Origin of the sequence: Bradyrhizobium cytisi (genome assembly GCF_008123515.1) — a bacterium.
Taxonomy (GTDB): Bacteria; Pseudomonadota; Alphaproteobacteria; order Rhizobiales; family Xanthobacteraceae; genus Bradyrhizobium; species Bradyrhizobium cytisi.
This window is the reverse complement of the sequence record NZ_VSSR01000042.1, coordinates 63,529-76,136: the sequence shown is the minus strand read 5'-3', so window position 1 is coordinate 76,136 and position 12,608 is coordinate 63,529. Positions and strand designations below refer to the sequence as shown.

Genomic DNA, 12,608 nt, shown 5'->3' with positions numbered 1-12,608 from the left:
TTCATATCCGCTCGGCCGCTTTGCGCTTTCGGACACACCCGCATTCGACGCGAGGGACGTGAGCGAACCACCTGCAACGGGACGATCGAGAACCCCCACCGTCACGGATCAATATGCCTGCGCCGTTCCCTTAATCAAAATAGTTTATTAGCTCAGCTTTGTGGTTTCGCTAACTCTGTGTCCGTGGCGCAACACCGGGCCTGAGTTAACGGGCCTGAGCTAAAAAGGCTGACCGGATCATATTTGTAGTTTCCGTGACACAATTACCCTGCTCTGCACTTGCATCAGGGCAGACTTGCGTGGACTATGGCCGCCACGAACCACCAGCCGGAAAGAAATCCGCTCGCGGGAGTGACGCTGTGTCAGCGACAAGGAAAGAAGGGGCGCGCCTCCGCTCCACCGGCAATCTCGATATCATCAGGCGATTCACCTGGGAAATATCGTCGATCAACATGTATCTGGAGGAGCTGCGTCAGTTCTGGGCCAGGACGCTCGGCATCAGCGGACCGCAATGGCTGATCCTGATGGCGATTTCCGACCTCGACAAGGACGACGGCGTGCCCGTCAACGTGGTCTCGAAGCTGCTTCATGTCGACCCGTCCTTCGTCACCACCCAGTCCAAGCTGCTGGAGAAGAAAGGCCTGCTGCGCCGCCGCCCCTCACCGACCGACGCCCGCGTAGTGCGGCTGTCGCTGGTCGAAAAGACCCAGAAGCACATCGCGAGCCTCAACGAGCAGTACAAGACGATTCGCGAATTCGTCTTCCAGGAGTTCGACGAGAACGAGCTGACGGAGTTCACCGCCAAGCTCGCGACGTTGAAGGGCCGGCTCGAAAAGGCCTGCGTCAGAATCTCCCTCGACTTCTGAGGCGCGCATCCGTTTTTGAGCCAGGAGGCCCCGCGCTCAGACCCGCTTGCCGACGGCACCGAGTCGCGATTCGAGCCAGTCGAAGATGTATTCGTTGGCAAGGCTCGGATTGTCGGCGTGAGCCTGGGCAGCGCCGGTCTCCGCCGCGGTGAACACTTTCAGCACGATATCCGAGCTGCCGAGTTGGGATCTTTGCAGGATCTGACGCGCCCGATCGGCCTTGAGCCAGCCGTCCTCGCCGAGCGTGATCAACACCGGACATTCGGCGCCGGACGCCATCAGCGGCGCATGCGGCACCGGGACGACGCTGAGGTTGCTCATTGCAAAACGGCTGGCAAAGAAGGACCGCTCGTGCAGGTCCCACAGGCCGCCGTCGCAGACGGCCGCGGCGAGACGCGGCTCCTGCAGCACCGCACGCGCCACGAACGAAGAGCCCCACCCGTCCGCCACGATCGCAACGCGATCGAAATCGACGTCCTTGCGCTGCTCCAGATAATCCATCGCGCTGGCAACCGAGCTTTCGAGATCCCGGCGCTGCATAAGCGTGTCGGCGTAATCGTCACGCTGGTCGCCGAGCAGGTCCAGCGCGAGCATCGACAACCCGCGCTCGCGCGCATGTGGCGCGAGCTTGAACAGGAACTCTTCCTTGCGGTGACCGGGCTCACCGATGCAGATCACCGTCGGAGCGCGACCGTTCGCCGCAGGCGCAGGCAGGAAATAGCCCTGCAACGAATGTCCTTCGATCCACGGGATTGTCACGACTTCGCCGGCCGGCCCGCGCGCCGTGAGGAAACGGCGGGCGCATTCCTGCATCGCGAGCACTGCGACCCAGCGGCGCTCGTCGGCGGGATCGAGAGGCATCGCGGCCGCACCGTAGTAGTTCATCGCGCGCAGCCAGTTGCGCTGTGCCGTCGCCATATGGCCTTCCGCGAACGCCGCCTCGGCACGATGCCGGTTGGCCTGTGCCAGCTTCTTCCACTCGCGATGCCAGGACCGCTCGTCGCCGCGCTTCAGCTGCCGCGCGATCATCAGGCATTCGGCGATGGTGGCGCCGCCCTCTTGCGCCGCCGTAAGCAGCCGCGTGAACTCAGCGGAGATATCCTCTCCCTCCGGGCAGAGGATAAAGTCGTCGGAGAGGCATGCCGGTATCATCGGAGCTACGCTTTGTCGTGGCGCTATCCCGATTCACTAAACTATTTCAGTTCGCCAACCAAGCTGCCGCGCGCCGAATGGGACCCGTTCGAGATCACCATCGCTTGAACGCGTGTCATATGTCGCATGCGCGACATTCCGTATCGTCATAAGAGCATGCACGCGCGTGGCGCAGGTAAAATTTCCAAGTAAAATTTCCAAATAATTGCCCGAGTAAAATTACCTGAACAAATCACCTGCGCACCTCTTGCGATGATGCTCATCATCCCTACATCTGCGCGCGCTCGCTGACAGTCCCCGCCAAAGAGAGTCAGCCGAGTCGCCAGCCGGCTTCCTGGGTGAAACTTTCGTAGAATGCGCGATCATACGCCTGCTCGGGCGCCGCGCGCACGCGTTCGTCGAGCAGCTTGGCATCCTCGCCGACCAGGATGCGCCAGCGCTCCGCCTTCACGCCGTCAAGGATGATCCTGGCGGCCTGCGCCGCCGTCGTTGGCGCCTCCTCGAGGAAGGTGCGGGCGCGTTCGGCGAACGCCGCCTGGATCTCCTCGTCCGACTTTTTGTCAGCATCTGGCACACCGGCCGCAACCATGCGCTTGCGCGTCAGCACGACCTCCTCGGCGTTGAGACGCTCCGATCCGTCGCCGCTCTGCACCTTGCGTGAGTTGGAGACGATCGAGGTGCCGATATGGCCGGGCATCACCACCGAGCATTTGACGTGCGGCGCGTGCAAGCGGAGGTCGTTGATCAGCGCCTCGCTAAAACCCTTCACCGCGAACTTGGCCGAGCTGTAGGCGGTGTGCGCCTGGTTCATGCCGATCGAGGCCCAGAAGCCGTTGACGCTGGCGGTGTTGATGATGTGGGCTTCGTCGGCCTTGACCAGCATCGGCAGGAAGGTGCGGACGCCGAGATAGACGCCGCCCCAGCAGATGTTGAAGGTGCGCTCCCACTGCTCGCGCGTATTGGTGAACAGGCTGCCGCCACCGCCGATACCGGCGTTGTTGAACAGCAGATGGATCTTGTCCGTCTTCTGCTGCTCGGCGAGCTCGTCGCGGAAGCGCTTGAGGTGATCCTCGATCGAGACGTCGGCGACATGGGTCGTGACGCGCAGGCCCTGCGGCAGCTTCTCGACCTCGCAGAGCCGCCTGGTCTCCGCCATCGTGGCCTCCGAGACGTCGCACATCGCGACGTTACAGCCCTCGGCAACAAGCTGCCGGGCGAGCTCGCGCCCCATGCCCGTGCCACCACCGGTGATGACGGCGATCTTTCCAGCAAACTCTTTCATGGGACTTCGGCCCCTCCCCTTATCGGCATGTTTCTTCGTCGTTGGCGCGCCGCAGGCGACGCGCGTGAAATGTAGCAGCGCCGCCGCCGCAGGTAAAAGCGGATCGGCGATGCTGCTCGACATCAGTTATTTCGGGGTGCGGGCTATTCGGCCGCCTCGACTTGCGGTCCCTTCAACGCGCCGATGGCTTCCAGCGCCTTACGGGTCGCAGCCTGCTGTGCTGGCGAGGGCTCCGGCATCGGCGCACGCGGATAGGTTCTGGGCAGGCCCTGGAGGGTCTGCGCGTAGCGGGTGCAGGCCGGCAGATTATCGGCGATGACGGCGTTCCACAGCGTCAGCAGCTTCTTGTGCAGGTCGAGCGCACGCGGATGATCGCCTGCCTTCACCGCATCCCACAGCGCGACGGAGGCGTGCGGCGCCGCGGTCAGGATCGCGGCTATCGAGCCGTGCGCTCCCAACGTGTAAGACGGATACATCAGGGCGTCGACTGCGCTGTAGATCAGCTTGTCCGGCGCCATCATCATGAGGTCTGCGAACAGCTTGAGGTCGCCCGCGCTCTGCTTGACACCGACGACCAGCGGCACCTCGGTCATGATTCGCGTCAGCAAGGCCGGCGACAGGTACGACCACGGCACGACGTTGTAGATGATGATGGGCATGCCGGTCTCATCCGCTATGGCGCGAAAATGCGCCACCATTGCCTCGTCATCAGGCTTGAACAGGTAGTGCACCGGGGTCACCTGGAGCGCTGCGACATTCATGTCGCGCACGAGCCTGCCGCGGCGGATCGCATCGCGCGTGGAGTCCACGATGACGCCGGCGATCACGGGAATGCGTCCCTTCACCGCATCCACGGTCGCTTCCATCAAGTCGCGATATTCCTCGTGGTCGAGCGTGTGCCCCTCGCCGGTCGAGCCTCCGGCCGCAACGCCATGCGCGCCGGCGCCGATCATCCAGTCGACCTGGGGCGCCACGAGCTTGGTGTCGATCTCGCCGTCCTTCCGGAACGGCGTCGTCATCGGCGGGATCACGCCGGTCGGTCGCACCTTCATGTTCTGCCCTCGCGTTTCCTTGGTCCCGTGGCGGCCCCGCTCTTTTGACGAGTATCCGCACGGCTGCCGACCGTATCGGCTGCGCCGGCCTTGTGAAGGGCGGATCGCGCGGCGCTGCCCCCACAATCGCTCATTCCTGCGCCTTGTCCCTGTTGGTTCCCCGTATTTGTCCGGCTTCGGTTTATGGGCAATCTTTTTACAATCCGAATCATCAAATGGGGAACGCTGGGGCGAGCAGGCCCAGCTGGCGTGTCGTTTCCGACACAGGTTGTGGCACTCGGCTTGCATCCTCCTCGTGGTCGAAACTACCGAAGAGGTGACTGGAATGTTTATTACCGTCGTTGCCGTGCTCTGCCGGCTTAGCGCTGCTGCCTCGGGCAGCTGTGTCGAGGAGATCGTGACCGACAGCAACATGACGCCCGATATGTCGATGATGGCGTGTGCGGTCGGTGCGCAGGCACCGCTTGCCAAGTGGATGGGCGAGCACCCGATCTATCACGCCAACTGGCGCCTCGACCGCTACAAATGCGTACCGGGTCACTACGAGATCAAGGGCCACGCCTAAGGCCCCCGCAAAACGACGCCTATCGAGGAAACGCCTGGGGCCGCTTTTCCCCGCGCGAGCACAGCTAGCGCCAGACCCGTTGCGGCGGCGCGCTTTGTGACAATCGTCACGCACCCACCCTCAAGCAATCGCACGCAAGATGATCGCCCGGGCCTGCCGCCCCTCCGGCGTCGGCATCAGCGCGTAATTGTGCGGCTGGTCACGGAGCAGATGCAGCTCGACCGGCACGCCCGCGGCCCTCGCCCGCGCGGCAAGATCGACGCTATCAGGATACAGCAGATCGCGCGTGCCCGAAAAGATCGTCATCGGCGCCAGCGAACGGAAGGCACCGTTGAGAGGGCTGACGAAGGGATGGCCGACTTCGAGCTCGCCTGCATAGAGCCGCCCCGCTTCGACGATTCCCGGAATGTCCTGTATCGGATCGCGCACAGCGATTTCAACCTGCTCCGGACGCCTCACGGCGGCATCGGCTGCGGGCGAGATCAGGATCTGCCGGTTCGGCTGCCGATGCCCGCGATCGCGCAGCCACTGGCAGGCGGCGAGCGCGAGGCCGGCGCCGGCCGAATTGCCGACCACCGTGACCTTTGCGGACCCCGCATCCTCCAGCAGCATCCGTACCAGCTCGGCCGTCTTCGGCACGACATCCTTCGCGGTCGCGCGCGGCGCAAGCGGGTAGATCGGCACGACGCAGACGACGCCCGCCTTGCGCGTCATGTGGCCGACGAAGCGCCAATGCGCCGGCACGATCTCGTTGATGTAGCCGCCGCCATGCAGGAACATCACGTGGTTGCAGCCTTCGTGCCCCGACGACGGCGCCGTATAATAGACCGGCCATCCGCCCATCTTCGTCAGCGTGGCCTCGACGCTGCGGCCAAGCCCCGTCGGCTCATGCGAGGCCGGCGCCAGCGCGAGCTTCCGTACATGCGCCTGCACGGCCTCGGCCGAGGCAAGCTGCTGCTTGTACGGAAGCTGCCGCAGCAGCAAGTTGAAGGCGCGGCTCTGCAAGCTCGGCGCGGGATCGTTTGAAGGCTTCGCCTGCGCGAAATTGCATTCGCAAAGCCGCCCGATCGACAGCATCTTCGCAACGCTCATGCTCCTACCCTCACCTGCCGCGCTTGGCCGGCACCAACTTGACTCTATTCATCGGCGACCGATCTCGCCTATAATGCGAGCATTCACTCGCTTTTCCTACTCGCATTCGGAATGCAGGATCATGGCGCGCAAACCTCCGACAAAACCCCGGAAAAATGCCTTGCAGGAGCGATCCCGCGCCACCGTCGACGCGCTCGTCGAGGCAACTGCTCGCATTCTGGTCCGCGAAGGCTTTGAGAAGACGAGCACCAACCGGATCGCCGAAATCGCCGGCGTCAGTGTCGGCTCGCTCTATCAGTATTTCCCGAGCAAGGAGGCGCTCGTCGCCGCCGTGATCAATCGTCACAACGAGGAGATCATGGGCATCGTCCGTTCAGCGCTGATCGAAATCACCGACATGCCGCTCGACAAAGCCGTGCGCCGCCTCGTCACCGTCGCGATCGAGGCGCACCGCATCAACCCCGAACTGCATCGCGTCCTCGCCGAGCAGATCCCGCGCGCCGGAAAGCTCGACGTCGAAGCCTTCAACCGCGAGATCCACACTCTCGTCCGCGCCTATTTCGACGGCCACCGCAAGGAAATCCGCAAGATCGACCTCGATGTCGCAACCTTCATCTGCGTCAGCACAATCGAAGCGATCGCGCACAACACGGTGCTGAACCAGGCCGCGATGCTGTCGGACAAGATGGTGCGGACGCTGGTGGACGAGACGACACGGATGGTGGTGGGGTTTTTGAGGTGACAGAGATCAAGCGGACGCGGGGCGGGACCAGTTCCACGCCGACGGCCGATCCGCCCGAAAGACGATTTAAAAAAATGGTCGGAGCGAGAGGATTTGAACCTCCGACCCCTAGTCTCCCAGTGATGCAAATTCGGTTTCTCGCGGATGCTCAGTAAGTCTCAATACTTCTCAGAAGTGCTTGCACTACAAAGAGTTTTGGCGTCTCGCCTTGTATCGGAACATCCCGTCGGATATCTTGGTATCCGATGCAAAAGTTTCCCAGGGTTTCCCGCCAGGCGCTGACGGACCGCTTCGTGAAGGCGCTTAAGGCGCCCGACGGGCGTATTGAGATCGGAGATGCCAGGTGCCGGGGGCTATCCATCCGCTGCACACCCGCCGGCATCAAAACCTGGACGTTTGCCTATAAGCTTAGCGGCCGGATGCGCCGGATCCTCCTCGTCGCACTCGGCGACTCCGAGGTGGAGGCGACCGAAACCGTCCGACTGGCACTCAAAGGCGTCCTTCTGACTGCTCAGCGCCCCGGCGAGGTGGCAGGGATGATGCTGTCAGAACTCCACGACCTCGACGGCCCTACTCCCCACTGGATCATCCCCAGGCTTCGGACGAAGAACAAGAAGACCGAGCACACGGTGCCCTTGTCGCCGGCGGCGGTCGACCTGATCCGGCAAGCGCTCAAGCTGAGCGGCAAATATACGAAGGGCGTGAACGACAAGCCGGTCTTCGCGAGCCGATTCGAAAAGGTTATCCGTTGGCAGCTAACACCGACGAACCTGCTTTTCCCGAGGCCGACACTGCGGCTACTACTGACGAAAAGCAGATACGAGAATGGTGGGCCCTCTGGCCAGACGCTAACATCGGAATCGCCACCGACAATTTGCTCGCAATTCGGATTGATCCTCGATGCACTGACGAGGTGTTCCGCGACACGCTCGGCACACTATTCCAGCAGCATGGTGGGCGGACCGGCAGCCTCGTGCTCGTGGGAGAGCTCGTCGGCAGCTACGTCATGTTCGAGCTGCCAGTTGGCGCGTCAGTGCAAGGCCGGCCGGACTTTCTGTGCGATCGCATGAGCATATTGTCGTCGGTTGACGACGTGCTGATCGGGCCCGGGTCCACCATCGACGGCGTCTCCCCTTATAGCTTCCACAATAACAGATCGCTGTCGCCGGCGCCCTCCTGGCTGATGGATTTGTGCGGCGTCGAGCTGCTGCAGCGGTTCACGCCCATCACCATTCATCGCTCCGGAAACGGCGCCGACATCGCCCCCGATACCGTAACCGGCAAGCGCCTGGCGAACGCTGCCAATGCGATCGCAGACGCGGCCAACGGCACGCTGTTTCGCTTCTCACCGGAGGCGGATGCGGAATTGCACGCCGTCGAAGCGTTCAAGGCCAAAGAGATCGCCCGGCCTGATGCGTCCCCCACGCTGCGCCAGTGGCTCGACAAGATGCCCAACGAGTTCGGCAGGCTTTCCCTCGTTTTCCACTTCATCGAGCACCACGGGGCAGCTGGCGGCTTTGGGGGCACCATTCCCGCCATGATCGGCCGCGACACCGCGGCGCGGGCGCGCCGGTATCTGACAGAGTTTGTCTATTCGCACGCGTTGACGTTCTACTTGAAGGACCTGGGCGCATCGACGATGGACGAGCACGCCCTCTGGATCGCCGGCTACGTGCTGGCGCGCGGGCTGCCTGCCATCTCGAGCCGGGACATTTATCGCGCCTATCCCGCCCTGAAGTCGCCGGAGAAGCGAAGCCTAGAGGACTCGCGACTAGTTAGGTTGGCAGATGACTGCGAAAGCGAGCACCGACCATGCAGATCACTCGCTACCGCAGTTTGGACGACGTGCAATCGTCCATTCTCCAATCTAGCGCGTCCGGCGGCCCAAACGGAGCGGCCGCCCGTTGCTTCGACACAATCTGGACCAGACAGGGTTCGCTCTTGTTATCGCCAACCTACGAGCGGAGGCAACAGAGCGCCCAGACTCAATGAAGCGAACGTCTCCTGCCTTGACAACTGTTGCGAGCGACAGCAGCCTGCATTTTTTGGGATCAAGACGCAGTCCATTGTCCGCCGAGCGCACCACCTACCCCCATTTCAATTTCATCCGGCTTGCGGCGGCGAGCTCTGTGATCTTCTCGCACGCCTTCCTGATCGGCGACGGCAGCGAAGCGCGCGAGCCGTTCGTACGGCTGCTAGGCGAGGGACATATTCTTGGAATATTCGGCGTCTTCGTCTTCTTTATTGTTAGTGGCTTTCTGGTCTCGCAGAGCCTCCTAACTGCACCATCGACGATCAATTACCTGTGGCGCCGCATTTTGCGAATTTACCCAGCCTTGCTGGTCTGTCTTGTGCTATCGGCCTTCATCGTGGGCCCACTCTATCACGACGACGGCCCGCTGCACTTCTTGACGTCAATTCACGACATCAAGCAAGCGGTCAAGTACGTGCTGGGCAACCTGTTTTGGCCTGGTCGCACTCACGAAATTGAGGCGGTGACGTTCTATGGCGAGCCGACAGGCTGGCTCGGAAGTCTGATCAACGGTTCACTGTGGACGATCTCTTACGAAGTCTGCTGTTACGTCGCGCTCGCCCTCCTGAAAATAGCCCGTATGTTCAACGTGTGGACCGTCGGCGGAATTTCCCTCGCCATGTGTCTTGTGAATGCTCTCGGGTTTTATCCGTCAAGATTGGCTGATTTCCTGTTCGTGGCGCCGGCGTTCTTTGCCGGCGCTGCCTGCTATCTCATTTCGCTCCAGACGCAACGACCAGCAATTCTCGTCGCTGTGGTGATGTTAGCGACTGTCGTGCTCCTCATTGCGGCTTACGAGGAGATGCTGCTGCAAATCTTCCCGCTTGCGGGCGCGCCGCTAGTGTTGTTGCTCGCGACCACGCACGCGATCCGCCTTCCAGACCTTCACAGGCTGGGTGACATCTCCTATGGAGTCTACCTCTACGGCTGGCCGGTCGAACAAGTCGTCCGATCGTTCGTCGGCCCCACCCCGCTTGTCGTGTTCGCGCTGTCGCTGCCCCTCGCGTGCGCGCTCGGTTACGTGTCTTGGTGGGTCATCGAGAAACCGATGCTACGCTACAAGCGTTTGATCCGGTCTTTTCACACGCTCGCGAGAGAAGGCTCGGAGACGTAAGCGCTCACAACCAGCAACAAACGTTCCCTACGCCCTGCTCTGCTCGATCAGCTCTTGGATGCCGGCGCCGGTGAAGGCGGCGAATGTCTCGCGCAGCCAGGCGCGGACATAAGGGAGCAATTCAAAGCAATGCTCCGATCACACGAGGGGCAGGCGACAGACCGCGCGAATGCAGTTGCGGCCACCCGCGACGCAGAGGTGCCGCGTTAAGCCCGTTGCCGCCTGCAGGTCGCTTCGGCTTGCTGCCGGCGGCAGGCTTGAAGGGAGTAAACAGCCCCCCAGACGGAGTGGCCGGGTTTGAACGGAGCGGATGCAAGTCTCGGGAACGATTGGACGGGCAGCTCACTGGCTAGTAGCCTAGCTTGCGATGGACCGTTCCGAAACCCAAGGACTTTTGCAAGAATGACGATCGAGAGAGAAGTTCTGCTGCTTTCCAAAGTGCAAGCCGACAAGCTTCGAGAACTGGTTCCGAATGCCAATCCGAGACAAGTGAGTGACGATCGGTACATCACCGGTATTGAGGCCCTCGATGGTCCGACAACCGATGAAGTGATGCATTTGATGAGTGCCCTGCCTAGGTGCCTCGTTTTGATCCATGATCCTGTGACGGAGCTCGGGCCATCGGAAATCGAAATCGTCGAGTCTTCCATCACCATCGAAGACCGAAAACCTCGAGTTTACCAGCCGACCGGCCAGCCGCACGTGCGTCCACCCCTCCCGGAAAAGGGCGACTGGTCCGAACGGGCATTGTATGAAAGCGTTGGACGAGCGCTCAGTGCATGGGAGACTTTGGAAAGTGCTTACGCTTCGCTGTTCGGGGCCTTCCTGAGCCCTTCCTGGTACTTCCTGCCCCCCATGAGGGCTTACGGATCAATCACGGGATTTCGCGCGAGAGCCGGCATGGTGAAGGCCGCGGCCGATGCATTCTTTCTCGAGAGCGAACCGACTGCAGATACGCCCAGACAGCGGGAAGAGTTTCGCCGGCTGAACGACCTCGTGGAGAGGTTTTCTGATCGTCGAAACGATATTGCCCACGCGATCGTTGGTCCCTACACGAGCCCGTTGGGTTATATACGCGGCCTTGCACTACTGCCGCCAACCCATGCAACAAAAAAGCAAAAATTTCGAGAAGATTTGCCACCCCACGCGGCGCCTCACCTCAGACCGATCTATGCCTACACTTCAGCAGAAATAGCGTTCTTCGCGAATGAATTTCTGGCTTTGAGGAAGCTAGTCTATTCGCTGTCGCTAGACGTCACCACTGTACTCGTGAGACACGGCGAGCAGGGTTAAATGGTCACCGCCCGCGCTGGGTACGCACTACCGACTTATTGTGAGTTGCTTGCGCCTTGACCGCTGATCTCAATCATCGCAGCCAGCCCCGCTGCCAAAGCTCGATTTGACGCTGCGCTTAGATGCGTGCTGTCTGTCCACTTGGACGGAACGTCCTTGATCAGACCCGCGGTCTCAACAATTCGCGTATTCTCTTGTTTCGCCACTTCCCTGACGATACGCCGATAATCTTCCAACCCTATGTCGAGATCTCGGTCCTCCAAAGGCGGTGGCGTCAACAAAACGATTTGGGACCCAGCTTTTTTGCGTCGGAGCACCAGTTCACGCAGGTTTGCTTTGAACGAATGCGGATCGATACTTCCTTCCGCTCGGTGACCAAAGTTCCCAAAATCATTGGTGCCATACATGATGAAGACGATCGATGCGGGGGGCACCTCGGCCCATCTCTTAATCCCATCAACGCTACGGTCACCAGGGTAGCCGCGGTTTAGAATTTCGACACGGCCGGAAAGCAGCCTTGCTACCTCTTCAGGAAATGGAACAAGGCTCCGAGGTTGTACGGACCCATTTATTCGTGGCTTTCCGTGAGTTTCGGAGAAATCGATACCGTAGGTTAGGCTATCGCCTTCGAAAGCCACAATCGAGCCGGGCGGCACAAGAAGTTCGGCGGCACAAGCAATCGAGGGAAAAAGCCACAGGATGATCGATATTACGCGGGCGTATCTCATTCAATATCATCGGGAGTTGCACTGCTATCAGACGTTCCCACAGTGTCCGCTTCTTCAGGCGCCGCGAGAGGAGCGCGCTACAATGCCTCTCGGCATTTCACACCATTCCGGCGCACTATAACGGCGGGGTTGCCTACCACAACGCAGTCAGGCGGCACACTCCTGATGACGACAGCGCCGGCTCCGATCACCGAATTGTCACCTATCGTGACATCGCCCAAGATCTTTGCCCCGGCCCTGATGCTCACATTGTCTCCAATGTGCGGCGCTTTGTCGAAGCCGCGATAACCGATCGTCACCTGCTGGTTAATGAGGCAATTCCTCCCGATCGATTTGGCGGTCACGACGGTCGCAAATCCATGTTGGAGGTACAGGCCGGGACCGATGTTGGGCGTGTTGAGGTACAGCGCTGGCGCACCGCGCCCCATCAGCCAGGCGAATGCTCGGCACGCCGGCATGCGATAGTAAAGAACGCTACGGAACTCTTCTTTTTTTGTCAGCGCAAAGAAGGCCGCCCCGAGGCCGTGCTTGTCGGTTTCGCCGACCTTCTGCCAACGCGCAATATCCGCGTCGACGATCGTCCTGGCCGTCGACATCCGATAGATGGCGAACGCCGGGAGGCTTCTGAAGACGCGGAACAATTTCGTGATGTTTCCGAACATGACAAATCATTGCCACGATCGAGCATGG

General features: G+C 61.1%; 12 protein-coding genes. 6 read left to right on the top strand and 6 right to left on the bottom strand.

The genetic code is table 11. From position 1 onward, the window contains the following. Positions 1-359: 359 nt before the first annotated feature. Positions 360-866, top strand: a complete 507-nt coding sequence (locus FXB38_RS24770) for a MarR family winged helix-turn-helix transcriptional regulator (protein WP_187435123.1) — start codon at positions 360-362, stop codon at positions 864-866. A 36-nt stretch (positions 867-902) separates the two neighbouring features. On the opposite strand, the gene FXB38_RS24765 is transcribed toward FXB38_RS24770, so the two are convergent. The 3 genes from FXB38_RS24765 to FXB38_RS24755 form a co-directional block, all read right to left on the bottom strand. After that, positions 903-2,018, bottom strand: a complete 1,116-nt coding sequence (locus FXB38_RS24765; RefSeq protein ID WP_148753565.1) for an alpha/beta hydrolase family protein — start codon at positions 2,016-2,018, stop codon at positions 903-905. 310 nt (positions 2,019-2,328) lie between these two features. Continuing rightward, positions 2,329-3,300 carry an SDR family NAD(P)-dependent oxidoreductase gene (locus FXB38_RS24760; protein WP_148753564.1) on the bottom strand — a complete coding sequence of 324 codons (972 nt, stop codon included), beginning with the start codon at positions 3,298-3,300 and terminating at the stop codon, positions 2,329-2,331. Between the two features lie 143 nt (positions 3,301-3,443). Beyond that, a complete protein-coding gene (locus FXB38_RS24755; protein ID WP_148753563.1) occupies positions 3,444-4,352 on the bottom strand; it encodes a dihydrodipicolinate synthase family protein in 909 nt (302 codons plus the stop codon). A gap of 325 nt (positions 4,353-4,677) precedes the next feature. On the opposite strand from FXB38_RS24755, the gene FXB38_RS24750 reads away from it, so the two are divergent. After that, positions 4,678-4,917: a hypothetical protein gene (locus tag FXB38_RS24750; protein ID WP_148753562.1), complete on the top strand. Its 240-nt coding sequence runs from the start codon at positions 4,678-4,680 to the stop codon at positions 4,915-4,917. Between the two features lie 120 nt (positions 4,918-5,037). On the opposite strand, the gene FXB38_RS24745 is transcribed toward FXB38_RS24750, so the two are convergent. Then, positions 5,038-6,009: an alpha/beta hydrolase fold domain-containing protein gene (locus FXB38_RS24745; protein ID WP_148753561.1), complete on the bottom strand. Its 972-nt coding sequence runs from the start codon at positions 6,007-6,009 to the stop codon at positions 5,038-5,040. 160 nt (positions 6,010-6,169) lie between these two features. Here FXB38_RS24745 and FXB38_RS24740 point away from each other — a divergent pair, with 160 nt between their 5' ends. The 4 genes from FXB38_RS24740 to FXB38_RS24725 all read left to right on the top strand — a co-directional run bounded on the left by FXB38_RS24740 (position 6,170) and on the right by FXB38_RS24725 (position 11,190). Further along, on the top strand, positions 6,170-6,751 hold the full coding sequence (locus tag FXB38_RS24740; protein ID WP_246230104.1) for a TetR/AcrR family transcriptional regulator: 582 nt from the start codon (positions 6,170-6,172) through the stop codon (positions 6,749-6,751). Positions 6,752-7,499: 748 nt separating this feature from the next. After that, positions 7,500-9,002, top strand: a complete 1,503-nt coding sequence (locus tag FXB38_RS24735; protein ID WP_148753559.1) for a bifunctional DNA primase/polymerase — start codon at positions 7,500-7,502, stop codon at positions 9,000-9,002. After that, positions 8,884-9,897 carry an acyltransferase family protein gene (locus FXB38_RS43980; protein ID WP_246230145.1) on the top strand — a complete coding sequence of 338 codons (1,014 nt, stop codon included), beginning with the start codon at positions 8,884-8,886 and terminating at the stop codon, positions 9,895-9,897. The genes FXB38_RS24735 and FXB38_RS43980 overlap by 119 nt, the downstream gene beginning before the upstream one ends. A 402-nt stretch (positions 9,898-10,299) precedes the next feature. Then, the gene (locus tag FXB38_RS24725) at positions 10,300-11,190 is read left to right on the top strand and encodes a hypothetical protein (protein WP_148753557.1); all 891 of its coding nucleotides are present in this window, start codon (positions 10,300-10,302) and stop codon (positions 11,188-11,190) included. A gap of 35 nt (positions 11,191-11,225) precedes the next feature. Here FXB38_RS24725 and FXB38_RS24720 read toward each other — a convergent pair whose 3' ends face one another. Both FXB38_RS24720 and FXB38_RS24715 read right to left on the bottom strand, forming a co-directional pair. After that, positions 11,226-11,918 (bottom strand): SGNH/GDSL hydrolase family protein, encoded by a 693-nt coding sequence (locus FXB38_RS24720; protein ID WP_148753556.1) that lies wholly within the window; start codon positions 11,916-11,918, stop codon positions 11,226-11,228. Between the two features lie 77 nt (positions 11,919-11,995). Next, the gene (locus FXB38_RS24715) at positions 11,996-12,580 is read right to left on the bottom strand and encodes a serine O-acetyltransferase (protein WP_246230102.1); all 585 of its coding nucleotides are present in this window, start codon (positions 12,578-12,580) and stop codon (positions 11,996-11,998) included. Between the last annotated feature and the right edge of the window lie 28 nt (positions 12,581-12,608).